General features: G+C 71.1%; 22 protein-coding genes. 7 read left to right on the forward strand and 15 right to left on the reverse strand.

The features are described from left to right. Positions 1–21 precede the first annotated feature (21 nt). The 3 genes from ACF1AJ_RS01500 to ACF1AJ_RS01510 all read right to left on the reverse strand — a co-directional run bounded on the left by ACF1AJ_RS01500 (position 22) and on the right by ACF1AJ_RS01510 (position 4,166). Positions 22–1,128: an NYN domain-containing protein gene (locus ACF1AJ_RS01500; protein WP_391505838.1), complete on the reverse strand. Its 1,107-nt coding sequence runs from the start codon at positions 1,126–1,128 to the stop codon at positions 22–24. A 108-nt stretch (positions 1,129–1,236) separates the two neighbouring features. After that, complete coding sequence (locus ACF1AJ_RS01505) at positions 1,237–2,655, reverse strand: aspartate aminotransferase family protein (RefSeq protein ID WP_391505839.1); 1,419 nt, start codon at positions 2,653–2,655, stop codon at positions 1,237–1,239. A gap of 14 nt (positions 2,656–2,669) precedes the next feature. Next, on the reverse strand, positions 2,670–4,166 hold the full coding sequence (locus tag ACF1AJ_RS01510) for a CoA-acylating methylmalonate-semialdehyde dehydrogenase (protein ID WP_391505840.1): 1,497 nt from the start codon (positions 4,164–4,166) through the stop codon (positions 2,670–2,672). 203 nt (positions 4,167–4,369) lie between these two features. On the opposite strand from ACF1AJ_RS01510, the gene ACF1AJ_RS01515 reads away from it, so the two are divergent. Beyond that, a complete protein-coding gene (locus ACF1AJ_RS01515) occupies positions 4,370–6,022 on the forward strand; it encodes a PucR family transcriptional regulator (RefSeq protein ID WP_391505841.1) in 1,653 nt (550 codons plus the stop codon). 100 nt (positions 6,023–6,122) lie between these two features. Here ACF1AJ_RS01515 and ACF1AJ_RS01520 read toward each other — a convergent pair whose 3' ends face one another. Then, positions 6,123–7,538 carry an NAD(P)/FAD-dependent oxidoreductase gene (locus ACF1AJ_RS01520; RefSeq protein ID WP_391505842.1) on the reverse strand — a complete coding sequence of 472 codons (1,416 nt, stop codon included), beginning with the start codon at positions 7,536–7,538 and terminating at the stop codon, positions 6,123–6,125. A gap of 184 nt (positions 7,539–7,722) precedes the next feature. Here ACF1AJ_RS01520 and ACF1AJ_RS01525 point away from each other — a divergent pair, with 184 nt between their 5' ends. The 6 genes from ACF1AJ_RS01525 (at position 7,723) to ACF1AJ_RS01550 (ending at position 15,191) form a co-directional block, all read left to right on the forward strand. Next, positions 7,723–8,754: a LacI family DNA-binding transcriptional regulator gene (locus tag ACF1AJ_RS01525; protein WP_391505843.1), complete on the forward strand. Its 1,032-nt coding sequence runs from the start codon at positions 7,723–7,725 to the stop codon at positions 8,752–8,754. A gap of 293 nt (positions 8,755–9,047) precedes the next feature. Then, positions 9,048–10,352: an ABC transporter substrate-binding protein gene (locus tag ACF1AJ_RS01530; RefSeq protein ID WP_391505844.1), complete on the forward strand. Its 1,305-nt coding sequence runs from the start codon at positions 9,048–9,050 to the stop codon at positions 10,350–10,352. A gap of 79 nt (positions 10,353–10,431) precedes the next feature. Continuing rightward, positions 10,432–11,418, forward strand: coding sequence for a carbohydrate ABC transporter permease (locus ACF1AJ_RS01535; protein WP_020077269.1), 987 nt, complete (start codon positions 10,432–10,434; stop codon positions 11,416–11,418). Beyond that, complete coding sequence (locus tag ACF1AJ_RS01540; RefSeq protein ID WP_018191516.1) at positions 11,411–12,250, forward strand: carbohydrate ABC transporter permease; 840 nt, start codon at positions 11,411–11,413, stop codon at positions 12,248–12,250. Before ACF1AJ_RS01535 ends, ACF1AJ_RS01540 begins: the two co-directional genes overlap by 8 nt. Positions 12,251–12,287: 37 nt before the next feature. Further along, positions 12,288–14,219, forward strand: a complete 1,932-nt coding sequence (locus tag ACF1AJ_RS01545) for a cellulase family glycosylhydrolase (protein ID WP_391505845.1) — start codon at positions 12,288–12,290, stop codon at positions 14,217–14,219. A 144-nt stretch (positions 14,220–14,363) separates the two neighbouring features. Then, positions 14,364–15,191 (forward strand): LysM peptidoglycan-binding domain-containing protein, encoded by an 828-nt coding sequence (locus ACF1AJ_RS01550; RefSeq protein ID WP_391505846.1) that lies wholly within the window; start codon positions 14,364–14,366, stop codon positions 15,189–15,191. An 82-nt stretch (positions 15,192–15,273) separates the two neighbouring features. Here the strand turns inward: ACF1AJ_RS01550 and ACF1AJ_RS01555 are convergent, their stop codons facing one another. The 11 genes from ACF1AJ_RS01555 to ACF1AJ_RS01605 all read right to left on the reverse strand — a co-directional run bounded on the left by ACF1AJ_RS01555 (position 15,274) and on the right by ACF1AJ_RS01605 (position 26,505). Continuing rightward, the gene (locus ACF1AJ_RS01555) at positions 15,274–15,630 is read right to left on the reverse strand and encodes a DUF488 domain-containing protein (protein WP_391505847.1); all 357 of its coding nucleotides are present in this window, start codon (positions 15,628–15,630) and stop codon (positions 15,274–15,276) included. Between the two features lie 61 nt (positions 15,631–15,691). Continuing rightward, on the reverse strand, positions 15,692–16,621 hold the full coding sequence (locus tag ACF1AJ_RS01560; protein ID WP_391505848.1) for a PfkB family carbohydrate kinase: 930 nt from the start codon (positions 16,619–16,621) through the stop codon (positions 15,692–15,694). Further along, positions 16,614–17,648 carry an ADP-ribosylglycohydrolase family protein gene (locus ACF1AJ_RS01565; RefSeq protein WP_391505849.1) on the reverse strand — a complete coding sequence of 345 codons (1,035 nt, stop codon included), beginning with the start codon at positions 17,646–17,648 and terminating at the stop codon, positions 16,614–16,616. The genes ACF1AJ_RS01560 and ACF1AJ_RS01565 overlap by 8 nt, the downstream gene beginning before the upstream one ends. Beyond that, positions 17,645–18,214, reverse strand: a complete 570-nt coding sequence (locus tag ACF1AJ_RS01570) for a carboxymuconolactone decarboxylase family protein (protein WP_391505850.1) — start codon at positions 18,212–18,214, stop codon at positions 17,645–17,647. Before ACF1AJ_RS01570 ends, ACF1AJ_RS01565 begins: the two co-directional genes overlap by 4 nt. 154 nt (positions 18,215–18,368) lie before the next feature. Next, positions 18,369–19,868: an MDR family MFS transporter gene (locus tag ACF1AJ_RS01575; RefSeq protein ID WP_391505851.1), complete on the reverse strand. Its 1,500-nt coding sequence runs from the start codon at positions 19,866–19,868 to the stop codon at positions 18,369–18,371. A 118-nt stretch (positions 19,869–19,986) separates the two neighbouring features. Then, positions 19,987–20,757, reverse strand: a complete 771-nt coding sequence (locus ACF1AJ_RS01580; protein ID WP_391505852.1) for a hypothetical protein — start codon at positions 20,755–20,757, stop codon at positions 19,987–19,989. A 137-nt stretch (positions 20,758–20,894) separates the two neighbouring features. Next, the gene (locus ACF1AJ_RS01585) at positions 20,895–22,037 is read right to left on the reverse strand and encodes a cysteine desulfurase family protein (protein ID WP_391505853.1); all 1,143 of its coding nucleotides are present in this window, start codon (positions 22,035–22,037) and stop codon (positions 20,895–20,897) included. Then, positions 22,034–22,888, reverse strand: coding sequence for a carboxylating nicotinate-nucleotide diphosphorylase (gene nadC, locus ACF1AJ_RS01590; protein WP_391505854.1), 855 nt, complete (start codon positions 22,886–22,888; stop codon positions 22,034–22,036). Before nadC ends, ACF1AJ_RS01585 begins: the two co-directional genes overlap by 4 nt. Further along, positions 22,882–24,483 carry an L-aspartate oxidase gene (nadB, locus tag ACF1AJ_RS01595; RefSeq protein WP_391505855.1) on the reverse strand — a complete coding sequence of 534 codons (1,602 nt, stop codon included), beginning with the start codon at positions 24,481–24,483 and terminating at the stop codon, positions 22,882–22,884. The genes nadC and nadB overlap by 7 nt, the downstream gene beginning before the upstream one ends. Position 24,484: 1 nt before the next feature. Next, complete coding sequence (gene nadA / locus ACF1AJ_RS01600; RefSeq protein WP_391505856.1) at positions 24,485–25,780, reverse strand: quinolinate synthase NadA; 1,296 nt, start codon at positions 25,778–25,780, stop codon at positions 24,485–24,487. After that, positions 25,777–26,505, reverse strand: a complete 729-nt coding sequence (locus tag ACF1AJ_RS01605; protein ID WP_391505857.1) for an NUDIX domain-containing protein — start codon at positions 26,503–26,505, stop codon at positions 25,777–25,779. Before ACF1AJ_RS01605 ends, nadA begins: the two co-directional genes overlap by 4 nt. Positions 26,506–26,622 lie beyond the last annotated feature (117 nt).

The following is a 26,622-nucleotide window of genomic DNA, read 5'->3' on the forward strand; positions in this document are numbered from 1 at the left end:
CAAGACCTGCGGTGTGCCGTCTCAGGTCGCGGAGACGCGGTCCGCAGCACGCCCGCTGTGCCGGGCCCGGCGCGGACGGGTCGGCGCGAGCCGGAGCATCTGGGCCGTCGAGCTGTCGTCGAGCTCGACCAGGTCGCCGCGCGACTTGATGAAGTCGCTGAACGATCGGTACCCGAGGGCCTTCTCGCTGAAGGACGGGTCCATCCGTTTCATCTGGCCTTTGACCGTCGAGCTGTGCAGCCACGGCGAGTCGTCTTTCTCGTGGCCGAGCTGCATGGCGCGAGCGAGGAGTCGCGTGGCGACGTGCTGCGGGTCCTCGCTCTGCTCTTCGTCCGCATCGCCCGTGCTGGTCGTCGCAGCGGCACGCTTGCGGCTGCCGCGCTTCGCCCGCTGCGGCGGCTCGGAGGCAGCGTCAGCGGCCGGGACAGACGCATCCACCGTCTCGGGTGTCGTGGCGGCGCCATCCGTCTCGGCCGGGTCACCCGCGGGCTCCGCGGCGACCGCGGTCACCGGCTCGGTGCCCGCGTCGACCTCGACGTCGTCCGCGTCCTCCGCCTCGTCACGGGCGATGCCCGGGAGATCGTCGTAGCTGACGAACTCGTCGCACGCTGCGGCGAGCGACTTGGCGGTCGAGCCGGCGACGCCGATCCCGATCACGTAGCGCCCGAGGCGCTTCACCCGCTGGGCCAGCGGGATGTAGTCGGAGTCGCCCGCGACGATCACCACGTGGGTGAGTTCGGGAAGCCGGAACAGGTCTTCGACCGCGTCGACCGCGAGCCGGATGTCGGCGCCGTTCTTGGCGTAGGCGGCGGCCGGGAAGAGCTGCACGAGGTCGACCGCGCGGCCCACGAGCTGGCCGCGGTACTCGGCGTTGACGGCGGACGACCAGTCGGCGTACGCCCGCGTCAGCACCAGCGTGCCGAACGACGAGGAGAAGTCGATCACCGCGCCCAGGTCGACGCGCGCTTCCGCCAGCTTCTCGGCGAAGCCCGCCTTGGGCGCGGTCGAACTCGACTTGGGCCGATCGCGCATATAGGAGCCACGACCGTGCACCTGGTCGTAACGGGATATGACGATGTTGTCGAAGTCTATGTAGACAGCGACACGGCCGTCTCCGGGTTCACTCATGCTGCCACGATAGCTTGCGGCCGCCGTGAGCCGACCGGGCGGAGGCAGGATGTGGACAACTTCGGTCTGTGGATGGGCGGCATCGGGTGCCGCCCATCCACCCGGCCGTCAGGCCCGCGCGTAGCGGTCCGCCACATCGAGCGCCGCGTCGATCGCGGCGAGACCGCGACGCAGCTCGTCCTCGCCGATGACCAGCGGCGGCGCGACGTGCACGCGGTTGAAGTGGGTGAACGGCCAGACGCCCGCGGCCTTGCAGGCCGCGGCGACCTCGGCCATGGGCGCCGCATCCGCTCCAGCGGCGTTGAACGGCACAAGCGGCTCCCGCGTCTCGCGGTCGCGCACCAGCTCCAGCGCCCAGAACAGGCCGCGGCCGCGCACCTCGCCGAGCGACGGGTGCCGCTCCTGCCACGACCGGAGCTCCGGCTCGACCACGCGCGAGCCGAGGTCGCGCACCCGCTCCAGGATGCCGTCGCGCTCGAAAACCTCGAACGTGGCGACACCGGCGGCGCAGGCGAGGGGATGTCCGGAGTACGTCAGGCCGCCCTGGAATGGCACATCGTCGAACTGCGCCGCGATGGCGTCCGAGATGACGACGCCGCCGAGCGGCACGTATCCCGAGTTGACGCCCTTCGCGAAGGTGATCAGGTCGGGCACCACGTCGAACGCATCGACGGCGAACCACTCGCCGACCCGCCCGAAGCCGACCATGACCTCGTCGGCGATGTACACGATCCCGTACCGGTCGCACAGCTCCCGCACGCCCGCGAGGTACCCGGGTGGCGGCACCAGCACGCCGTTGGTGCCGACGACGGTCTCGGCGATGAGTGCCGCGATCGTGCCGGCGCCCTCCAGCACGATCACGTTCTCGAGGTGCTCCAGGGCGCGCTGCGTCTCCTCCTCCGGCGAGGTCGAGTGGAACGCGCTGCGGTACGGGTACGGGCCGAAGAAGTGCGCGACCGACGGGTCGCTCGGCTCGTTCGCCCAGCGCCGCGGGTCGCCGGTGAGGGCGATCGCGGTCGACGTGCCGCCGTGATACGAGCGGTACATCGACAGGACCTTGCGGCGGCCGGTCACCGCGCGCGCCAGGCGCACCGCGTACTCGTTCGCGTCCGCCCCGCCGTTGGTGAAGAAGACCTTGTTCAGCGTCCCCGGCGCCACCCCGGCGATGCGTCGCGCGAGCTCGCCGCGCACGTCATTCGCCATCGAGGGCTGCACCGTGGCGAGGCGGCCCGACTGCTGCTGGATGGCCGCGACCAGATCGGGATGCTGGTGACCGAGGTTGAGGTTGACCAGCTGCGAGCTGAAGTCGAGGTACGCATTGCCGTCGTAGTCCCAGAACGTGGAACCCTCGCCCGCGGCGATCGGCAGCGGGTCGATCTTCGCCTGGGCGCTCCACGAGTGGAAGACGTGGCCGCGGTCGTCGCTGCGCACCTGGCGTTCGGCCGCCGCATCCCCGAACGGATGCTCGACTCCGTGCCGGTCTAGGTAGCCGGTTCGCGTGCCGGTGGCCGGGATGGTGTCCGTCATCGTCGTCTCCTCGCTCACGCGTTGCCGGGGAACGCCAGCTCGATGCGCGAGTGCAGCGGGTCCGGCCAGCGCGTGGTGACCACCTTGCTCCGCGTGTAGAAGTGGAACGACTCGGGGCCGTAGATGTGAGAGTCGCCGAACAGCGAGTTCTTCCAGCCGCCGAACGAGTAGGCGCCGACCGGGACGGGGATGGGCACGTTGATGCCGACCATCCCGACCTCCACTTCGAACTCGAAGCGGCGTGCCGCACCGCCGTCGCGGGTGAACAGGGCGACGCCGTTGCCGTACGGGTTGGCGTTGATGAGCTCGATCGCCTCGTCGAAGGTGTCGACCCGGACCACCGACAGCACCGGGCCGAAGATCTCGTCGTCGTACGCCTTCATCCCCGGCTTCACGTTGTCGAGCAGGCTGACGCCGACGAAGAAGCCGTCGCCGTCGAACGAGCGCGCGGTGCCGTCCTCCACGACCGTCGCGCCCTCCGCCGCTGCGCCGCTGACGTACGAGGCCACCTTGTCGCGGTGCTCGCGCGTGATGAGCGGACCCATCTCGCTGGCCGCATCGGTGCCTGGCCCGATGCGCAGGGCGCCGAGGCGCGACTGGATGGCCGGCACCAGCCGGTCGCCCACGTCGCCGACCGCGACCACCACGCTGACCGCCATGCAGCGCTCGCCGGCGGAGCCGTAGGCGGCCGAGACCGCGGCATCGGCGGCGGCGTCGATGTCGGCGTCCGCCAGCACCACCATGTGGTTCTTGGCACCGCCGAGCGCCTGGACGCGCTTGCCGTTGGCCGACGCGCGCTGGTAGATCGAGCGGGCGATCGGCGTGGAGCCGACGAAGCTGACCGCGGCGACGTCGGGGGAGTCGAGGAGGGTGTCCACCGCCTCCTTGTCGCCGTGCACGACATTGAGCACGCCGTCCGGCAGCCCGGCCTCGCGGAACAGCTTCGCCAGGAACACGGAGGCGCTCGGGTCCTTCTCGCTCGGCTTCAGCACGACGGTGTTGCCGCACGCGATTGCGCTGGCGACCATCCACAGGGGCACCATGACGGGGAAGTTGAACGGGGTGATGCAGGCGACGACGCCGACCGGCTGCTTGACGCTGTGCACGTCGATGCCGGTGGACACCTGCTCGCTGTACTCGCCCTTGAGCTTGTCGATCAGGCCGCTCGCGAACTCCACGTTCTCGAGCCCGCGGCCGATCTCGCCCGCAGCGTCGGAGAGCACCTTGCCGTGCTCGCTCGTGACGATGGCGGCGAGTTCGTCGCGACGCTCGGTCAGGAGGTGACGGAGGCGGAACATCACGTCGGCGCGCTTGGTCAGGCTGGTGGCGCGCCAGCCGGGAAAGGCAGCGCGCGCGGCGGCGATCGCGCGCTCGGTCTCGGCGGCGTCCGCGAGGGCGACCTCGTGCTGGCGCTCGCCGGTCGCCGGATTGAACACCGGGCCGGTGCGCAGGGCGCCGGTCGATTCTGCGGCGATCTCTTCGCCGGCGATGAAGTGGCGGATCAGGGCCACGGGGATCCTCCTCGCGGTTTCGCCGGACGTTCTGCCCGACGGTGACAGTAAGCTTGCCTCCCAATGATCACAGAGCAGGGGCGGTAGAAGCGATGCCAGATCGTCGGGACCCGCACGCGGGCCGAACAGTTCGTCCGGACAGTCCGGGGAGTGCGCCGCAGCTGCACGCGCCGTCATCGTCCGTGCTGCCGACGGTGCGCGAGGTGCTGCGCCTGGAACCGGTGGCCGTCGCCCTGCCCGAGGTGCTCACCGGACGGGAGCGGCTGGATGCGCCGGTGCGCTGGGTGCATGTCGCCGAGACGGCGGAGGCGGCCAGGCTCAGCTCCGGCGGCGAGCTGCTGCTGGCCACGGGAGTCGGCTGGCCCTCCGACGATGCAGCTCTGCGGCGGCTCGGCCGGGTGCTCGTCGAGGCCGGTGTGGCCGGGCTGGTGCTGGAGCTGGGCGCACCCGTGCCCGCAGCGCCCGCGGCCCTGGTGCAGGAGTTCCAGACGGCCGGCCTGCCGTTCGTCGTGCTCCACCGGGAGGCGCGGTTCGTCGCGATCACGGAGGCCGTGCACTCGCGCATCATCGCGGAGCAGATGGTGGCCTTGCGGGCGCGGGACGACATCCATGCGCTCTTCACCGGCCTCAGCCTGCGCGGGAGCCCGGCGGACTTCATCGTGGAGCAGGCGGCGCGCGTGCTCGGGTCGCCGGTCGTGCTGGAAGACACCAGCCACCGGGTGATCGCCGCGAGCGGCCTGACGGCGAGCGGGCAGACGGCGAGCGGCCTGACGGCGAGCGGCCTGACCGCGAGCGGCACCGGCGGTGGCGCGGCCGCCCCGGACCGCAGCGCACCGGGCGAGGACGAGCTGGCCGGCTGGGAGCAGCGGTCGCGCGCGGCCCACCGGTCCGGCGAGGCCGGGTGGACGATCGTCCCCGTCGAGGCGCGGGGGATGCGCTGGGGTCACCTGGTCGGTCTGCCGGGGGAGCCGCATCCCGCCGGGCGCTCCAACGTGCTCGAGCAGGCCGCCGTCGCGCTGGCGCTCAGCCGGCTCTCCGACCGGGACGAGGACGAGTGGACGCGGCGCAGCCACGACGCGCTGCTCGCGGCGCTCCTCGGGCGGCGGTTCGCGGGAGAGGGCGGCGTGACGGCGCGGTTCGAGGCGGCGGGGTTTCCCTTCGGCGGCCGAGCGGTCGCCGGCGTCGCCGTGCGGCTGAGGTCGGGCACCGTTCCCGTGCCCGCGGCGGCGAGGGCCGTCGAGGCGGCGCGGGCGGCGGGTGTCGACGCGGTGGCCGGGCGGCATCCCGAGCAGGCGGGCACCCTGGTCGTCGCCGTGTCGGCGCGGCCGGGACGGCAGCTCGCGGATGCGCTCTTCTCGTCGATCGCGGACGGCGTCGGGTCGGTGCGCCTCGACGACCCGGTGGCGGTCGTCGCCGTCGGATCGGACGCGCGAGGGGTCACCGGACTGCTGTCGTCGCTCGAGGAGGCGGTCGAACTGGCAGCGGGTTCCGCCACGCGAACCGACGCGCGCCTCGGGCGGACCCCGCTCATCCAGCGCGTGCAGCATCGCCCGCTGCTGCGGCTCGTCAACGCCCTCGGCAGCGACCCGCGGCTGCTGGAGCACACCGAGCAGCTGCTGCGCCCGCTGATCGAGTACGACCTGGCGACCGGCGGAGACCTCGTGGAGGTGCTGCGCGCGTACCTCAGCCACCCCGGCAACCGGACGCGCGCGGCCGCCGCGAGCCACCTCTCCCGGTCGGTCTTCTACCAGCGCATCGCCCTGATCGAAGAACTGCTCGGGATGGACCTGGACGACGGCGAGACCGTCGCGGCCCTCCACGCCGCGGTGCTGACGCGGGGTCGCGTCGCGACCTGACCTGACCTGACCGCGGCAATCTGGTTGACGCGACACGCCGTCGTGGAAGGCGCCCGAACGGCGTGTTGCGTCACCTCGACGCCCGACGGGACGGACGCTGTCAGGAGTCGAAGCCGAGGCCGACCGCATCCAGCGCGCGGAGGAAGGCGTTGCGGTGTCCGGCGCGGTGATCGGCCTGGTCGAGGGACCAGCGGGTGAGGTTGATCCCGATCGCCGCTGCGGGCTCTGGCGGGAAGGGGATGGGTCGCGTGCGCACCATCTCCAGCTCCGTCCGCTCGGTGGTGCGGCCGGCGAGCAGGTCGAGCATCACCTTCGCACCGAAGTGCGTCGCCGCCACACCGAGGCCGGTGTAGCCGGCGGCGTAGGCGACGCGTCCCTCCCGTGCCGATCCGAAGAAGGCGCAGAACCGGCTGCAGGTGTCGATGGCGCCCGCCCAGCGATGCGTGAACGTCAGCCCCTCCAGCTGCGGGAACGTGGTGAAGAAATGCCCGGCCAGGCGCCGGAACGACGCCGGGCGATCTTCGTACGACGACCGCACGCGACCGCCGTAGTGGTAGACCGCGTCATAGCCGCCGAACAGGATGCGATCGTCGGAGGTCAGGCGGTAGTAGTGGAACTGGTTGGCCGAATCGCCGATGCCCTGCCGGCCCTCCCATCCGATCGACTGCCGCTGGGATGCGGTCAGCGGCTCCGACATCAGCACGTAGTCGTACACGGGCACCGTCGCAAGACGGTTCCGCCGCAGCAGGCTGGGGAAGACGTTGGTCGCGAGAGCGGTGCGGCGGGAGCGGACGGTTCCCGTCGGCGTCTCGAGCACCGTCCCGTCGCCGATGCTCTCGACCGGGCTGCGCTCGAAGATCTCGACCCCCGCGTCGCTGCAGGCCTGTGCCAGGGCGCGGACCAGCTTCGCCGGGTGGACGAGCGCCGAGTCGCGGGTGCGCAGCAGAGCACCTTCGTACGTCGGGGAGTGGACGAGGGCCTGGATCGCGTCCCCGTCCAGGAGGGTGGCCTCCGGCCCCTCGGCCTCCCGCAGCCAGGGAAGCTGGTGCGGTTCGGTCGCCACATCCAGGGCGCCGTTGCGCTCGAACTCCGCGTCGAGCCGCAGCTCGGAGACGGTCTGCTCGATCTCGTCGAGGTTCTGCATCCCCAGCCGCTGCAGTTCGTCGAACTCGCCGGGCCAGCGGGTGCGGCCGTTCTCGTCGCCGTGCGTCAGGCTCGCCTCGCAGAAGCCGCCGTTCCGGCCGGAGGCCGCCCAGCCGACGCGACGGCCCTCGAGCAGGACGACGCGCGCGGACGGATCCTCCCGCTTCGCGAGCAGCGCCGTCCACAGGCCCGTGTAGCCGCCGCCGACGACAGCCAGGTCGCAGCTGAGGTCGCCGTGGAGGCGCGGATGACGCTCGGCGGGCGCGTCCTCCGTCCAGAACACGGCCTGCCTGCTGGCCGCGAGCGCGTGCCGCACGACGGATGGGTCGGGGCGCTGCCGCTCGAAGACGGTGCTGGTCCGGGATGGGCTCACGCCGACATTCTGCCCGACCGGGCTGCGGCCGTTCGTCGGGAAACCCGGGGTGCGCCGTCCAATCCGTCCGGGCGACGGGCCGGGCGCAGGGCGCGGCATCCCCTGAGCGTTCTCGCACGACCTGGCGGGTGCGCGAAACGCGCGAACAAGTATTGTTGGCCGCGCACCATGAAGGGAGGCGGCCGTGAGCAACGGAGCGGGGCGCGTGACCATCGCGGGGCTGGCCGACCAGCTGGGTCTCTCGAAGGCGTCCGTCTCGTACGCGCTCAACGGGCTCCCCGGAGTGAGCGACGAGACGCGCGAGCGGGTGCTGGCCCTGGCGGAGCAGCTGGGATGGCACCCCAGCTCGTCCGCGCGCGCTCTGTCGCGGGCGAGGTCCGACACGATCGGCATCGTCCTCCGCCGTGACCCGAGCCTGCTCGGAGCCGAGCCCTACTACATGAGCCTGCTCGCCGGGGTGGAGTCGGAACTGTCCGAGACCGGGCAGTCGCTGCTGCTGCGCATGGTCGGCGCGGACTCTGGCCAGGAGGTCGCCGCGTATCGCCGCTGGAGCGCGGAGGCGCGGGTGGATGGCGTCATGCTCTTCGACATCACGTTCGACGACCCGCGACCGCAGCTGCTGGAGGAGCTCGGCCTCGCGTTCGTGCTGCACGGAAACCGCGAGGCGGTCGCGCCCGGCAAGGTGCTGCTGTACGACGCGCGTGCCGACGCCGGACTCCTCGTCGAGCATCTGGCCTCCCTCGGCCATCGTCGCGCGCTGCACATCGCCGGACCCGCCGAGTTCGAGCACGAGCAGGACCGCCGCGACGCCGTCGCCGCGCACGGGCGGGAGCTCGGCGTCGAGTTCTCGTTCGCGGTCTCCGACTACTCGATGGAGTCGGGGGAGCGGCTCGCCGCCGAGCTGCTGTCGACCGACACCTCCCTCACCGCGGTGCTGACGTCGAACGACCTGCTCGCCCTGGGCGCACAGACCGCGCTCAACCACGCCGGCCGCGAGGATGTCGCCATCGTCAGCTGGGACGACTCCCTGCTTTGCCGCCTCGGCACCCGGCCGATCACCGCGCTCGACCGGTACCCGGAGGAGCAGGGGCGGCGGTCGACACGGCTGCTGCTCGACCAGCTCGCCGGGCGCCCGGCGTTCGACCGCCGCGCACGGCCGAGCCGGCTCGTGCCCCGCGCCACCAGCATCCGCGCCGGCGAGCACGCCGCGCGCTGAGCGCGCGGTCGCCGCTCGCCCTTCACGCCGCCTACCGAAGTGCACGTCGTTGCGGGCGACACGCCGTAGCGGACCGCCACTACGTGCACCTCGCGGCCACATCCTGGCGGCCAGCGCGGCGCGCGCAGCGCGCGGGACGGCGCGGCCGGGGCGACCGGCCGGTATACCCTCGGACGAGGTGAAGTCAAGGATTGACACCTGAACCGGTTAAGTTAGGCTCAGCGTGGCGCTCCCGCGTCCGGCTCTCGCACCAGGGCCGGGATCGCCCCCCATCAAGAGACGAAGGAGTCACAATGAGGAAACGCGCCATCGCCGTCGCGGCACTAGCCGCAGCGGTCTCGCTCGTGGTCGCGGGCTGCAGCAGCTCGGGATCCGGATCGTCGTCCAGCGGAGCGACGCTCACGTACTGGGCGAGCAACCAGGGGACCAGCCTCGACAACGACAAGCAGGTCCTCACCCCCGTCCTGGACGACTTCACGAAGCAGACCGGAATCAAGGTCAAGCTGGAGGTCATCGGCTGGAACGACCTGCAGACCCGCATCCAGACGGCGGTCACCTCGGGCCAGGGCCCGGACGTGCTGAACATCGGCAACACCTGGGCCGCCTCCCTGCAGGCGACCGGAGCGTTCCTGCCGTTCGACGACGCCAACATGAAGGCGATCGGCGGCAGCGACAAGTTCGTGAAGGCCGCGCTCGACACCGGCGGCGCCGAGGGCAAGCCCGTCACGAGCGTCCCGCTGTACGGCCTCGCATACGGCCTCTACTACAACAAGAAGATGTTCACGGACGCCGGCGTGCAGCCGCCGACGACGTGGGAGGAGCTCGTCGCCGCGGCGAAGAAGCTCACCAACGGCAGCCAGTACGGCTTCGCCCTCGCAGCGGGCAGCTACACCGAGAACGTCCACTTCGCGTTCATCAACTCGGCGCAGAACGGCGGCGAGTGGTTCGACAAGAAGGGCAACCCGACGTTCGACAGCCAGGCCAACATCGACGGCATCAAGCGCTACCTCGACCTGATGCAGAGCGACAAGGTCGTCAACCCGTCCAACGCCCAGTACGACAACGGCGTGCAGGCGGTCAACGACTTCGCCACCGGTAAGGTCGCGATGATCCTGAGCCAGAACAACGCCGACGCCTCGATCGTCGCCAACGGAATGAAGAACGACCAGTACGGCGTCGTCCCGTTCCCGGCTCCCGAGGGCGGCAAGGACATCGCCACCTTCATCGCCGGCATCAACCTGTCGATCTTCAAGAACACCAAGCAGAAGGATGCGGCGCTCAAGTTCGTCAAGTACATGACGAGCGAGGACGTCCAGACCACGCTGGGCAAGCCGTACGCCAGCCTGCCGGTGCTGAATGACGCCAAGCCGGTCTTCACCGACAACGCCGAAGAGGCGGCGACGTTCCAGAAGATCTACAACGACATGTCCAAGCCGCTCCCGCTGGTGCCGGCCGAGGACCAGTTCGAGAACACCGTCGGCAAGGCGATGAACGACATGTTCGCCAAGATCGCCACCGGCAGCACGGTCTCCGACGCCGACATCAAGGCGGCTCTGAAGAACGCGCAGGACCAGGTCAAGCAGTCGCTCGGCGGCTGACACCCGGAAACCAGCCCGTCGGGCGGGGCGCGGCCACCGCGTCCCGCCCGGCGGACAGCCACACCCCTCAAGGAGACTCATGTCGACGACGACAGACGTCCGCGGCCCAGCGCGCACCGTGCCGGCCGCCGCAGCTGCACCGCCCCAGCCCAAGCGCCGCCGCCCCAAGGGATGGTGGCTCCCGTTCATCCTGCTCGCACCGGCGATCGTGTTCGAGCTCCTCATCCACGTCGTCCCGATGCTCACGGGCATCTGGATCAGCTTCACGCAGCTGACGAAGTTCTACATCGCCAACTGGGGCGAGGCGCCGTTCGTCGGCCTGAAGAACTACGCCGTCGCGCTCGACTTCAACGGGTCGGTCGGCGCCGGGCTGCTCCGGTCGTTCCTCGTCACCGTCGGCTTCACCATCCTGGTCGTCGGCCTGTCCTGGGTGCTCGGGATGGCGGCAGCCGTCTCTTTGCAGGGCCGGTTCCGGGGGCGTGCGTTCTTCCGCACGCTGTTCCTCGTGCCGTACGCGCTGCCGCTCTACGCCGGCATCATCACCTGGAAGTTCATGTTCCAGAAGGACACCGGCGCGATCAACCACTTCCTCTTCGACAACCTCGGCCTTCCGGGCGACAAGCCGTTCTGGCTGATCGGCGGCAACGCCTTCTGGTCGATCGTCATCGTCGCGATCTGGCGGCTCTGGCCGTTCGCGTTCCTGATGCTGATGGCGGGTCTCCAGTCCATCCCGTCGGAGGTGTACGAGGCCTCCGCGGTGGACGGCGCGAAGCCCTTCCGCCAGTGGCGCGCGATCACACTGCCGATGCTGCGGCCGGTCAACTCCGTTCTGCTGCTCGTCATGTTCCTGTGGACCTTCAACGACTTCAACACACCGTTCGTGCTGTTCGGGAGCACAGCCCAACCCGCGGCCGGCGACCTGATCTCGTTCCACATCTACAACGCCTCCTTCCTGACCTGGAACTTCGGCTCCGGAGCCGCGATGAGCGTCCTCCTGCTGCTGTTCCTGCTGGTCGTGACCGGCGCCTACCTGCTCGTCGTCAACCGGAGGAACCGCAATGCGTGAGACCCGCTCTTCCCACGTCTTCCGCTGGGTCACCATCGCCGTGCTCACCGTGTTCACGGTGGTACCGCTCTACGTCATGATCACGTCGTCGGTGAAGCCGCTCTCCGAAGTGCAGTCGGCGTTCACGTGGTGGCCGCAGACGATCACGTTCCAGCCGTTCATCGACATGTGGTCGACCGTCCCGCTGGCGTCGTACTTCGTGAACTCGCTCATCGTGTCGAGCGCGGCGACGCTGATCTCGCTGGTCATCGCCGTGTTCGCCGCGTACGCCGTGTCGCGCTACCGGTTCAAGGGCCGGAACGTGTTCACCACGACCGTGCTGTCGACGCAGATGTTCCCCGGAGTGCTCTTCCTGCTTCCACTGTTCCTCATCTTCGTGAACATCAACCAGGCGACCGGCATCCAGCTGGTCGGCACCCGGTGGGGCCTCATCATCACGTACTTCACGTTCGTGCTGCCGTTCTCGATCTGGATGCTCGCGGGATACTTCGACGGCATCCCGCGCGACCTGGACGAGGCCGCGAAGGTCGACGGCTCCGGTCCCATGGGCGCACTGTGGCACGTGGTGCTGCCGGCCGCCCGCCCGGGTCTCATCGCGGTCGCGATCTACTCGTTCATGACCAGTTGGGGCGAGGTGCTGTTCGCATCCGTGATGACGACGGACGAGAACAGGACGCTCGCGGTCGGCTTGCAGCTCTACTCGACCCAGACGAACGTGTACTGGAACCAGATCATGGCGGCGTCGTTGGTCGTGTCCATCCCGATCGTCGTCGCGTTCCTCCTGCTGCAGCGCAACTTCGTCGCCGGTCTGACCGCCGGCGCGGTGAAGTGACGCGCGGCCGCATCCCCTCTTCCTTCTGAAAGGCACCATGGATCGCCCATCCCCGGTCTTGCAGGTCGACGACGCCCCCGTGGTGTGGCTCGGCGCCAACTTCTGGTCGCGCACCGGCGGCCCGCTGATGTGGACGCGCTACGACGCGGCCATCGTGCGGGAAGAGCTGCGTGTGCTCGCCGAGCACGGCCTGAACATGACCCGCTCCTTCTTCTACTGGCCCGACTTCCATCCGACCCCGGACTCCCTCGACGAGCAGTGCGTGGCGAACTTCGCCGACTTCCTCGACGCGCACACGGAGATCGGGATGACGACGGTCCCGACGTTCCTCGTCGGGCACATGTCGGGCGAGAACTGGGACCCGGCGTGGCGCGACGGCCGCGACCTGTACAGCGACGTCTGGTTCGTCGGGCGACAGGCCTGGTACGTGCGGGAGCTGACGTCGCGGTTCGCCGCGCATCCCGCCGTCGCCGGGTGGCTGCTCACCAACGAGGTGCCGATCTACGGAGGGGAGGCGCCCCGTCCCATCGTCGACGCGTGGGCCTCGCTGCTGGTGGATGCGGTGCGCGCGGGCGGCGGGACGCAGCCGGTCGCCGTCGGCGACGGCGCCTGGGGCATCGAGACGACGGGTCACGACAATGGGTTCTCGGTGCGCGACCTGGCGAAGTTCACCGACTTCATCGGCCCGCACGTGTACCGGATGGAGACCGACCAGGTGCGGCAGCACCTCAAGGCGGCGTTCATCGCGGAGCTCGCGGCGACCGACGGACTGCCCGTCATCATGGAGGAGTTCGGCCTGACGAGCGACTTCGTGTCGGACGCGGGCGCCGCCTCCTATTACCGGCAGCTGCTGTACTCGACGCTCCTGGCGGGTGCCACGGGATGGATCGCGTGGAACAACACCGACTACGACGACCTCGCCGATCAGCGGCCGTACTCGCACCATCCCTTCGAGATGCACTTCGGAATCACCGACCGTCACGGCAACCCCAAGCCGCCGCTGCGCGAGCTGGCGCGGTTCGCCGCCGACCTCGCCGCGATCGAGCTGCCGTCGGTGCGGCGGGCGCCGGTGGATGCGGCGCTCGTCGTCCCCTCGCACCTCGCCGAGGACTACCCGTTCACGCAGGAGGAGGAGCGCGCGCACATCGTGGCGACGGGGGAACAGTCCTACGTCGCGGCGCATGAGGCGCACATCCCCGTCGCGGTGGTGCGCGAGAAGGAGGACGGCGGGCTGCCGACCGGGTACGGCCTGTACCTGCTGCCGTCGGTCAAGCAGCTATGCGCGACCTCGTGGGAGCAGCTGGTGTCGCTGGCGGGCGAGGGGGCGACCGTGTACGCGTCGTACTCACACGGGCCGAGCGGCGTGCAGCGCGGACCCTGGTGGGCGCACACGGAGGAGCTCTTCGGGGTGCGGATGGACAGCGCGTACGGGCTCGCCGAGCCGGTGACGGACGCGACCGTGACGCTGCGGTTCACCGAGGACTTCGGGTCGATCGCGGCCGGGACGGAGCTGTCGTTCGCGGCGGCGGGCAACGAGAACGGGCGGACGTACCTCCCGGTGCGCACGACGTCGGGTCGCGTCGTCGCGGTGGATGCGCACGGCCGGCCGGCTGTCGTGGTGCGCGATCACGGCGCGGGGCGCGCGGTGCTGTGCACGTATCCGCTCGAGTTCTTCGCGTCGGCGCAGGGCCGCGTGAACCCGGAGGAGACGTGGCGGCTATACGACGCGCTCGCCGTCGTCGCGGATGTGGAGCGGGATGTGCGGCTCGACGACCCGCGCGTCTTCACCGACGCGCTCGTGCACGAGGACGGCCGCCGCTTCGTGTTCTTCGTGTCGCAGCACGACACCGCGGTCACGGTCGAGCCGACCGTCGCCGGCGGCGAGCTGCGGACGCTCGACGGCGACGCATCCCCGTCTGTAGCGCTCGACCCTTACGGCGTCGCGATCCGCCTCCTCGCCCTCGACTGACGCCTCCTCCCAAGCCAACAGCTCCTGAGTTTTTCCGCCTTTCGAGGCTCTTTCGTGCGAAAAACTCAGGAGCTGTTGGTTGGGATGTCTCAGGAGGCGGGGGCGTGGCGGTCGAGGAGATCATCTCGTTGGTAGGGTCGCATCATGATGCATCGGGGGATGGGTCGCGTCGCCGCGGCCGTGGTCGCAGCATGCGTCGTCGGGCTGATGTCGGGATGCGCGCTGGTCGCTCCTCTGGCGCGTCCGAGTGCGACGCCGCGGGCCACAGCGGAGGCCTCCGAGCCCATCGCGCAGCAGGTTCCGAACCTGCTCGTCCCGGGCGAGACGATCGGCTCAGGCCGGCTGAGCGTCATCGACCACGAACCGATCGCCGATCCGGTGGCGGAGCATCCCGTGACCGGGGCCGTTCGCATCGTCGTCCGTCCCGATCGGGGCATCGAGGTACGCGTCCATCCCGACGACCCGGCCCGCGCGAGCCTTGCCGGGATCGACCTGATGCTGACCGGGGAACGGCACGACGGCCTGCCGGAGAACATCCAGGACGAGGCCTACTTCCCGGTGACCTCCGGCGCTCAGAGCGTCGATGCGGATGGCGAACTCGTTCTCCCCGTGCTGCTCGACCAGCCGTCCCTCGGCGACCCGTCGTTCCTTCACTCGATCGAGGAGGCTCCCGACGGCGACGGGCGAGTGACGGCGGCCGCGTCGATCACCTGGACGCTCCCCTCCGCCTACCCCGGCCTGAAGCCTGTGGATCACGGCGTGGTCGCCTACGCGCACGGGCGGACGATCGTGGAGAGCGGGACGCTGGCGTACTACATCCCCAACCCGTACGACACGCTCTACCAGGTGTCGCGCCGCTTCGGCCTGACCGAGGCACAGCTGGTGTGGCTCAATCCCGAGCTGCTCATGGACTCGCCCGATCCCGAACTGACGAGCGGCGTCGGCGTCAACCTGGACCCCGCGCGCCGCTGACCGCCGTCGAGTCCGCAAACTTTGCACGCTTCCGCCGCGTGGCGTGTGCAAAGTCTGCGGACTCGACGATGGGAAGCGGGGGTCAGGGGTGGTGCTCCAGGTACTGCTGGAGCACGGTTGCGTGGTTGCGGTCGGGGTCGCGAGCGCCGACCAGCAGCGTCACCGTGGGATGCGTCCGGCCTAGCTCGCGGAGAGCATCCACGGCGGGGTTGGCGTCGAGTTCGTCCTCATACCGGTGGCGGAACTCGTCGAGCACCTCGTCGCCCGGCGGGTTCTGGTGGAACCAGCGCCGGAGGTCGGTCGACGGGGCGACATCCTTGAGCCATTCGTCGATGTCGGCGCGCTCTTTGCTGACGCCGCGCGGCCACAGCCGGTCGACGAGCACTCGGTAGCCGTCATCGGGTGCGGGAGCGTCGTAGATGCGTTTCACCATGAACACGGGAGGCCTCCTTCGGTCGGCGCGCGCGACGCGTTCGTGCTCTCGAGTGTGCCCGAAGCGGTCAGCCCGAGGCCAGCAGGGCGTCGGTCTCGGCGCCCGTCGGAGCGGTCGCCGGTCCGCGCCGGGTCACCGCGATCGCCGCGGCCGCATTCGCCCGCCGCGCGGCGTCGATCGGTGCTGCGCCGCGGGCCAGCGCGGCGGCGAGGACGCCGCCGAACGCATCCCCGGCCCCTGTCGTGTCGACCGCGTCGACCGGGAAGGCCGGCAGGTGCGCAGGCGCCGGCTCGTCGGTCGCGACCCAGCAGCCGGAGGAGCCGTCGCGGACGACCGCGACTCCGCCCTCGCGCAGACTGCCGCGCAGCGACCCGGCGGCGGGCGCGGGATGGGCGTGCGCCCGGAGGATGCGCGCCTCGCGCGCGTTGGCGCTGAGCACGTCGGTGCGGCGCAGCACCGTCTCCAGGAGCTCCGGATCGAGTGAGCCGACCAGCGGAGACGGGTCGAAGACGACACGCGTCTCCGGGCCGATGGCGCCCAGCCAGCCGGCGACGGCGGGGCCGGATCCAGGATGCGCGAGGCTGTAGCCCGAGACGTACACGACGTCCGCCGCGCGGGGCTGGACCGCATCGAGGTCGGCTCGGCTCAGCATCCCTTCGGCGCCGGGCGCGGTGACGAACGTGCGCTCCGCGTCGCTGTCGAGGAGGACGACGCTGTAGCCGTTGTCGACGCCCTCGAGCGGCGGGTTGGCGACCGAGATGCCCTCGCGCCAGAGCGCCTCGGCGACGACCTCGCCGAACGGGCCGGTGCCGGAGCGGCCGGCGAACACGACCTCCGCGCCGTCTCGGGCCGCCGCGGCCATGACGTTGAAGCCGCCACCTGCGGACATGCCCGCCGAGGAGGCGAGGACGTCGCCGCCGCGCTCGGGCAGCGCATCCACGGTCAGGAGAAGGTCGACGACGACCGTCCCGGTGAAGATGAGTCGTCCGTCAGCCATGTCGTCTCCTCAGCTCCAGCAGTCCGTCGACCAGGGGTTCCAGGTCGAGGGCGTTGGCGCGGCGGACCGTCTCGAGCGCGGTACGCGGCCAGGCGGCGGCTCCGGTCGCGCCGAGCACGGCTCCCGCCATTGCGGCGATCGTGTCGGTATCTCCGCCGAGCGCGGCGGCGCGGCAGAGCGTGTCCCAGGCCGCGTCGGGATCGGGATGCGCGGGCTCAGACCCGGCGACGGTCACCGCGACGAGCGCGAGCGCGGCGACCACGGACTCCTGAGCGGCCACCGACGTGCCGATGACGTCCGAGAGGGCGTCGTCCTGCTCACGCGGCGCGAGACCGAGCAGGGAGGGGATGGCCCACTCGAGCCGGGCGGCGATGTCGCCGCCCGCGACCCAGTGACCGCGCCGTGCTCCTTCGCGGGCTGCCGCGACCGCCACCTCCAGTGCTTCCGGAGTGTCGGCGCCGTCGACGCCGGCACTCACCGCGGCGCCGACCGCGGCCGCGCTCGCGATGCCGATGCCCGTGTTGTGGGTGAGCGCGCTCACGGACACCACGGCGTCGACGAATCCGCCGAGCGGTTCGACGGGCACGGCGATGCCGACCGGGGTGATCCGCATCGCCGCGCCGTTGGTGGCCCCGAACCGGCCGGCCTCTTCTGGCGGCATGCCGTCTTGCAGGCGCTGAAGGGCGGCGCGGGTGCTGGGACCGAGCAGGTCGAGGGAGCCGCGAGACTCCATGGTCCGCTCCCAGGCGAGCAGCTCGGCGGCGAAGACGCTCGGGCGGACGGTTCCACGCCCGTCGATGAGGAGGCGCGCGAGTAGGACGGCCTGTTCGGTGTCGTCCGTGATCGATCCGGCAGGCATCCCGGCGGCGATCTGCTGGTGCGGACCGGCGGCAACCAGACCGCGGAGGGTGCCGTGATCGGCGAAGATGCGTTCGCGCGACATCGACTGGGTGGGCATGCCGAGGGCGTCGCCGAGCGCCAGGCCCTGGAGCGCGCTCAAGGCCCGGGCGCGGGTGGTGTCCCTCACAGCGGCGCCAGGAGCGCCCCGCGCAGTCGCTCGCTCAGGTCCGGTGGGATTTCGACGGCGACACCGAGGGCCTGGATGGCGCGGCTGAAGTAGTTGCGCGCCGCGGCGGCCAGCGTGATGTCGACGATCTCGCGGTCCGTGAAGCCGAGGTCGCGCAGCCGGCCGGCGTCGTCGGGGGTCATGGCGGAGGAGTCCGTGCTGAGGCGTTCGGCGTACTCCATCATGGCGACGTCCGCCTCGCTCAGCCCGGCGTCGTGGTAGTCGCGGGCGATGCGCTCGAGTTCGGACTCATCCATGATCGACAGGGACTTGCGGCCGTGAGCGAGTCGGCAGTGCTGCGAGCGGAGCGCCTGGGCGGCCGCGAGCGTGACCAGCTCGTACCGGCGCTTGCCGAGGGTCGGAACGATCGTGTGGACGAGATCCTCGAACGCGTGGAACGCCTCGGGGTTCGTGCTCAGTACCCGCGTGTACTCGGGGACGTATCCGAGGTCGTCGATGTCTTCGGCGTACAGCTCGGCGACGGCACCGGTCGCGTCGGACGGTTCCGGGCTCTCGATGATGGACACGGTGGTCTCCTCCCATGCGGACCGCCTCATTCTGACTCGCGCGCCCCTCCGAGCACCACCGCTCCGCGCATCCATCCCCGTCGAGTCCGCGCACATTGCACACGCCGCGCGGGGCGAGCGTGCAAAGATTGCGGACTCGACGGTGGGGATCGGGTCAGTGGGCGAAGGCGAGGTCTTCGGAGGGGGAGTCGGCGGGCTTCCGGAGGAAGAACGAGCCGACAACCGCGAACAGCGAGATGATCGCGCCCGCGACGAACGCCGCCCGGATGCCTCCGGCCTGCGCGGCGTCCACCCCCGCGCCGCCCGCGGCAAGGGCCGTGCCCTGGAGCGTCAGCACCGCGATCAGCAGGGCCGTGCCCGCCGCTCCGCCGACCTGCTGGATGGTGCCCAGGATGGCGCTGCCGTGCGAGTACAGGTGCGGCGGCACCGCGCCCAGACCGGCCGTGAACAGCGGCGTGAACATCATCGCGAGGCCGAGGCTCATGGTGACGTGCGCGGCGATGACGAGTCCGACCGGCGTGTGCTCGGTCACCATCGTGAGCGACCACAGCACGAGGCTGACGAGGATCGAGCCGGGGACAACGAGCACGCGCGGGTCGAATCGGTCGTACAGGCGGCCGACGAACGGCGCCGCGAGCCCCATGATCAGTCCGCCCGGCAGCAGGATGAGTCCGGTCGCCAGCGTGTCGAGGTGCAGCACGTGCTGCAGGTACAGCGGCAGCACGATGATCACGCCGAACATCGAGGCGGTGGTGATGGCCATCAGCACGATCGAGACCGTGAAGATCGGGAACGTGAAGGTCCGGAGATCGAGCAGGGCCCGATCCTTCCGCTGCAGGAGCAGCTGACGCGTGATGAACGCGGCCAGACCCAGCACGCCGACGATCAGCGAACCCCACAGCATGACCGGGCTGGCGGACGCGCCGCCCGACTCGCCGGAGAGCGTGAGGCCGTAGACCAGACCGCCGAACCCGAGCGCCGACAGGATGACCGACAGCACGTCGATCTTCACCTTCTCGGTCTCCGTCACGTTCTCGACGAACTTCATGCCGATGAGCAGCATGACCAGGGCGATCGGAAGCACGATGAGGAAGATCCAGCGCCAGGGCAGGAAGTTCAAGATGAGGCCCGAGATCGTCGGTCCGATGGCGGGCGCGACCGAGATGACGATCGACACGTTGCCCATGGTGCGCCCGCGCATCGCCGGCGGCACCAGGGTCATCAGTGTCGTCATCAGCAGCGGGATCATGATCGCCGTGCCCGACGCCTGGATTACGCGCGCCGCGACCAGCACCAGGAACCCGGGAGCCAGCGCCGCGGACAAGGTGCCGAGCGAGAACAGGGACATCGCCGCGATGAACATCTGCCGCGTGGTGTACCGCTGCAGCAGGATGCCCGTGATCGGGATCACCACCGCCATCGTCAGCATGAACGCCGTCGAGAGCCATTGCGCCGCGAGTGCGTCGACGTGCAGGTCGTCCATCAGCTTCGGGATGGCGACCGTCATGATCGTCTCGTTGAGGATCACGACGAACGTGGCCGCGAGCAGCAGCCAGATCACGCGCTGGTCGCGCGGCGACATCCGCGGCGGGGCCGACGGCCCCGCCGCGGGCGCGGCCGGCTGTCCGATCGCGCCGGCATCGATCGAAGGCACAGGTGAGGTCTTCTCAGTCACCGGTACAACTTATCGGGGACCACCGACGCGCGGGGTGTCCGTGACCTGAACTGTGGATGAGTTCGCTGACCGCAGAACTGTGGAATAAAACGCCCGCTCAGCGCCCGAGCCCGACGCGGTCCACGCGCCGGTGGTAGCGCATCCCTGCGACGCCGCCGAGGATGGCGCCGGCCAGACTCACCAACGCGACGACGACCGCCGTGATGATGCCCGTGAGCGTGACGGATCCTTCGCCGAGCGGGATGCGCGGGAAGCTGTTCAGGTTGCCCAGGATGTTGTACTGGCTGCCGAAGATGAGGCTCAGCACGGCGACGACCACGGCGATGATGACCGCCCACAGCCACACCGCGATGCCCTGCTTGACGCCGTCGAAGCGCGCCATCCGCCCGGCGACGTATCCACCGCAGAAATAGGCGACGAGCAGGATGACGACGAGCGCGATCGCACCGACGAGCCCGACCGTCGACGCATTGGCGTTGGCCTGGTCGATCGCGCGGTCGGCGCTCCCCGCGGTGCCGAGGCCGACGGCCGCGCCGGCCGCCGCGACCAGCGCGGTCAGCAGCACGGCGGTGCCCGTCGCGGTCAGCCAGCCGAAGAAGGCGGAGCCGAACTTCATCCCGCCGAACTCGCTGCGTTCACGGGCGACGACGTCCTCGCGGAGGGTGTGCGTCCCGTCCCCGTACGTCCCGTCCGGGTGGATGCCGTCGACGGGAGCCGTCGCGGGCGCAGCAGGGGCACTGGCCGGAGCACCGGCGCCGTCCCGCACGGCCTCGCGGTCGCGCACGGCCTCGCGGTCTCGCACGGCGTCACGGTCACGCACAGCGTCAGCGGGCGCCCGGTCTTCGGGCGGCAACGGTCGATCGGTCATGTCGTGCCTCTTCCGGTTCGCCCGCACGCGGCGGGTGGTCGTCGTCGATGGACACGGTAGGCCGGCACAGAAGCACCCCACAGACGCTTGATTTCCACCCCGACCGGGAGGATTATCGCCCGCCTCCGCGTACAGCCCTAGCCGCCGAGCCCCGCGACGGCCCGCACGGCCTCGCCGACGGCCGGAGCCACCGCGGCGAGGTCACCCGCCGTCACCTCCGGCCCCCACGAGAACCGCACCGCCGTGCGGGCGACGTCCTCCGGGTACCCGAGCGCGAGGAGCACGTGCGACGCGTCCTCGCTGCCGGCGGCGCACGCCGAGCCGCTGGACGACACGACACCGCGCCGTTCCAGCTCCAGCAGCACCGCCTCCCCGTTGATCCCGGGGAACACGAACGACGCCGTCCCGGGGAGCCGCGACGTGGGATGCCCGGTCAGGGATGCGCCTGGCGCCTCAGCGAGCACGGCGGCGGCGAACGCGTCCCGCGCTGCGGCAGAGGCCGTCGCCCGCTCCTCGAGCCCGGCGACGCTGAGCCGCGCAGCCGTCGCCAGCGCCACCACGCCGGCGACGTTCTCGGTCCCCGAGCGGCGGCCGCGTTCTTGACCGCCACCGTGGATGACCGGCTCCAGCGGGATGCGCCCCCGCACGTACAGCGCGCCGACGCCCTTCGGCGCTCCGAGCTTGTGGCCGGAGACGCTCAGCGCATCCACTCCCAGCGTCCGCACGTCGAGCGGCAGCCAACCGGCCGCCTGTACCGCATCCGTATGAAAGGGGATGCCGTGCTCGTGCGCGATCGCGGCAAGCTCGGCGATGGGCTGCACCGTGCCGACTTCGTTGTTGGCGAGCATCACGCTCGCCAGGGTCGTGTCCGGTCGCACCGAGGCGGCGAACGCTTCGGCCGTGACCAGGCCGTCCGGCCCGACCGGGACGAACGTCACCTCGAAGCCGTGCAGCCGCACCAGATAGTCGACCGACTCCAGCACGGCCTCGTGCTCGATCGGCGTCGTCACGATGTGGCGTCCGCGCGGGTTCGCCAGCGCGATGCCCTTCACGGCCAGGTTGTCGGCTTCCGTCCCGCCCGAGGTGAACGTCACCTCCGACGCGCGGCAGCCCAGCCAGTCCGCGACCGTCGACCGGGCGTCGGCGAGCCCCCGGGCGGCCGATTCGCCGACGGCGTGGTGGCTCGACGGGTTGCCGAAGTCGCCTGTCAGGTACGGCCACATCGCCTCCAGCACCTCCCGGCGGACCGGGGAGGTGGCGGCCGCGTCGAGGTAGATCACTCCACCACCACGTCCAGTCCGAGGTCGAGCGAGCGGACGCTGTGGGTGAGCGCGCCGGACGAGATCACGTCGACGCCGGTCTCCGCGATCGCGCGGACGGTCGCGAGGCTGACGTTGCCGCTGGCCTCGACGATGGCCCGGCCGCCGACCAGGGCGACGCCTTCGCGCAGCTCGTCGAGGGTGAAGTTGTCGAGCATGATCGTGTCCACCCCGGCCGCGAGCACCGGCTCGATCTGGTCGATGCGGTCGACCTCGACCTCTAGGTGCGTGGTGTGCGAGAGCTGTTCGCGCACGCGCAGCAGCGCATCCGTCACCGACAGGCCGGTCTGCGCGGTGAGGACGGCGAGATGGTTGTCCTTCGCCATGACCGCGTCCGAGAGCGAGTAGCGGTGGTTGTGGCCGCCGCCGGCGCGGACGGCGTGCCGCTCGAACGCGCGCAGGCCCGGGGTGGTCTTGCGGGTGTCGACGATGCGGGCGGAGGTGCCGGCGACCTCGGCGACGAAGGCGGCCGTGAGGGTGGCGATGCCGCTCATGCGCTGGACGAAGTTGAGGGCGACACGTTCGGCCTGGAGCACCGAGCGGGCCGGTCCCTCGACCGTTGCGAGCGCATCCCCGGCCGCGAACGTCGCGCCGTCGGCGACGTTCACGGTCACGGCGATCGCCGGGTCGGTCAGCGTCATCGCGGCGGCGAACACCTCGCCGCCCGCGAACGTGCCCGGCTCACGGGCCATCAGACGCGCGGTCGCACGAGCCGTCTCGGGGATGAGCAGCTGGCTGGTGACGTCGCCCCACGGGGCGTCCTCGACGAGGGCGGCCTGGACGGCGGTATGGATGAGCTGGCGGGTCAGCATGCTGCGGGAACCTCGAGACGGGTCGGCTGGGGGAGCAGGACGGTGTGGGCGGGCTCGCCGGAGCCGGTGAGCGGGAAGTCGGAGCGGAAGTGCGCCCCGCGCGACTCTTCGCGGGAGAGCGCTGCGGCGACGACGAGACGGGCGAGGGTGAGGAGGTTCGCATCCTCTCCGGACGTCGCTCCGGCCTCGACGTCGGGCATCGCCGTGGCGGCGAGTTCGGCGGCGGCCGCGGCGAGGCGTGCGCCGTCGCGGTGCACGCCGGCGGCCTCCCACATGAGTGCGCGCAGGCGGTCGCGGTCGAAGGCGCGGAGAACGGGATGCGGCGAGCCGGCGGCTCGCGTCGCGGCGTCCGCCTCCACCCGCCCCGCGCGCTGCGTCCACGCGGGAGGCTCGGCCCACGGAGCGTCGATCGCCCCGGCCGCCCGGTGGGCGAAGACGAGACCTTCGAGCAGGGAGTTGGAGGCGAGCCGGTTGCCGCCGTGCGCCCCGGTGCAGGCGACCTCGCCGACGGCGAAGAGGCCGGGGACGCTGGTGCGCCCCTCCGTGTCCGTCGCGACGCCGCCCATCGCATAGTGCGCGGCCGGGGTGACGGGCAGAGGACCGCGAGCCCAGTCGTGCCCGGCGGCGCGAGACGCGGCGTCGATCGTCGGGAAGCGCCGGGCGAGGAACTCCGCGCCGAGAGCCGTCGCGTCGAGCATCACCGGGCGGCCGCCCTGCGCGGCCATTTCGACGGCGATGCCGCGGGCGACGATGTCGCGGGGCGCGAGCTCGGCGTCGGGATGCACGTCGAGCATGAAGCGCTCGCCGGCGGCGTTCCGCAGGACCGCGCCTTCGCCGCGCACGGCCTCGGAGACGAGGAACGCGCCTGCGCCCGCGTCGGCCGCCGCGCCCGCGCCATCGCCCGCGTAGAGCGCGGTGGGATGGAACTGCGTGAACTCCAGATCGGCGAGCATCGCCCCGGCGCGCCAGGCCGCCGCCACTCCGTCGCCGGTCGCGACCGACGGGTTGGTGGTGTGCGCGTACAGCTGGCCCCAGCCTCCCGTGGCCAGCACCACCGCGTCGGCGTCGATGGTGAGAGCCTCGCCGTCGGCCCACAGCGACACCCCGGCGGCCCGGCCGTCCTCGACGATGACGTCGCGGAGGAACGCGCCCCCGACGACCGGGATGCGCGCCGCCGTCACCGCGGCGACCAGCGCCCGCTCCAGCTCGGCGCCGGTCGCATCCCCTCCGGCGTGCAGCACGCGGGCGGAGGAGTGGGCGGCCTCGAGGCCGCGGGCGAGCGTGTCGCCGTCGCGGTCGAACGCCGCACCGCGGGCGATCAGCTCGCGGACGCGGTCGGGGCCGTCGGAGCAGAGCGCCTCCACCGCGTCGCGGACGTTGAGCCCGGCTCCCGCGCGGAGGGTGTCGGCGACGTGCGCCTCCACCGAGTCGTCGGGGAACAGCGCCGCGGCGATGCCGCCCTGGGCGTACGGTGTGCTTCCGGAGGCGACGGACGACGACTTGGTCACGACCGTGACGTCGTGGCCGAGCGTGTGCGCTCGCAGCGCCGCGGTCAGCCCCGCGATGCCGCTCCCGACCACGACCACGCGGCTCATGTCAGGCCGCCATCGTGGTGTCGGGCCGCGCCGCCAGCATCCGCTCGAGCGCCACCCGGGCGGGCTCTGCGACGGACGCGGGAACCGAGACCTGGTTGACCACCTCGCCGCGGACGAGCCCCTCCAGCACCCAGGCGAGGTAGCCGGGGTGGATGCGGTACATCGTCGAGCACGGGCACACCACCGCGTCGAGGCAGAAGATCGTGTGCTGCGGGAACTGCGCCGCCAGCCGCTGCACCAGGTTGATCTCCGTGCCGATCGCGAAGGTGGAGCCTGCGGGTGCGGCCTGGATCGCCTTGACGATGTAGTCGGTGGAGCCGTACTCGTCGGCGGCATCCACCACATCCATCGGGCACTCGGGGTGCACGATCACGCGGACGCCGGGGAACTCGGCGCGCGCGTGCTCGATCTGGCCGACCGTGAAGCGCTTGTGCACCGAGCAGAAGCCGTGCCACAGGATGACCTGGGCGTCCTGCAGGGTCTCGGCGTCCGTCCCGCCCCACGCCTTGCGCGGGTTCCACAGCGGCATCCGCTCGACCGGGATGCCCATGGCCTTCGCCGTGTTGCGGCCCAGGTGCTGGTCGGGGAAGAACAGCACGCGCTGACCGCGCTCGAACGCCCACTCCAGCACGGTCGCCGCGTTCGACGAGGTGCACACGATGCCGCCGTGCTCGCCGCAGAAGGCCTTCAGCGCGGCGGACGAGTTCATGTAGGTGACCGGGATGACGGGGACGCGGCCGTCGGCGTCCGGTTCGGTGCCGTACAGCTCCTCCAGCTGCTCCCAGCACTCCTCGACCGAGTCGAGGTCGGCCATGTCGGCCATCGAGCAGCCGGCGGCGAGGTTGGGGAGGATGACCTTCTGCTCGGGACGCGAGACGATGTCCGCCGTCTCGGCCATGAAGTGGACGCCGCAGAATACGATCGCCTCCGCCTCCGGCCGCGCCTTCGCCGCGTTGGCGAGCTGGAAGGAGTCGCCCACGAAGTCGGCGTACTGGACGACCTCGTCGCGCTGGTAGAAGTGGCCCATCACCGCGACGCGGTCGCCGAGGGTCTCCTTGGCGGCGCGGATGCGGTCGCCGAGCTCCTGGGCGGTGGCGGTGCGGTACTCCTCCGGCAGCTCGCCCTGCCGCGGCGCGTTCGCCGGGATGGGGTCGCCGAGCGACGCGCCGGGCCCGTACGAGGGGGTGGTGTTGTCGAACGTCCAGGGCGCCTCCACCAGGTCAGGCGTGCAGGTGTCGCCGTCGAGCTGCCCCGACGCGATGAGCCGGATGGTGGTGTCGACCGAAGCGATGGTCATGCGTTTCTTCCTTCGAACGGGTGCTGCTGGCGGGGGAGCGGCCCCGCGTCGGCGAGGTCGATCTGGTCGTTGTAGCGGTACAGCCGCGGCGGGCGATGTGGCGTGCCGGTGAGGTACTCGTCGGTGGCGACGACGGCTCCGGAGGCCTCGATCGTGCGGCGGAAGTTCGCCGGATCGAGAGCCTTGCCGAGCACCGCCTCGTGCACGCCGCGCAGCTGGGCCAGCGTGAAGCGCTCGCCGAGGAAGGCGTGGGCGATGCGGGAGTACTCCATCTTCGTGCGGAGGCGCCACAGCGCGTACTCGACGATCACGTTGTGGTCGAAGGCGAGCTCGGGGAGGTCGTCCGCGGGGAACCAGCGCACGTTCTCGCCGACGCTGGCACGCTCGGCCTCCTCGCTCCGGACGAGGGCCCAGTACACGACGGAGACGACGCGCTCGGCGCCGGGGGAGCGGTCGGCGTCGCCGAAGGCGTACAGCTGCTCCAGGTAGCTCGGCGTGAGCCCGGTGGTGTCGTTGAGCGTGCGGGCGGCGGCGTAGGCGAGGTCCTCGCCGACCCGGAGGGGCCCGCCGGGGAGGGCCCAGCGTCCCTCGAAGGGTTCGCGGATGCGGCGCACGAGCGGCAGCCACACCTGCGGCACGCCGCCGGTCTCGTCGTCGGTGCGCAGGGCGAAGATGACCGTCGACACGGCGAGGATAGCACTCGCCCGTTCGTGCCGTGCCGTCATGGCCCGCTCCCGTCACCTAAAGGTCAACCTGACTCTAACGTCGGGATCATCTTAGTGTCATCCCGACCCGAACGCCAAACGCCACCCCCCCTCCGCCTCCCGCGCTGGGATTTGCGC

The sequence above is a fragment of the Leifsonia sp. NPDC014704 genome, from assembly GCF_043083605.1.
In the GTDB taxonomy this organism is placed as follows: Bacteria; Actinomycetota; Actinomycetes; order Actinomycetales; family Microbacteriaceae; genus Leifsonia.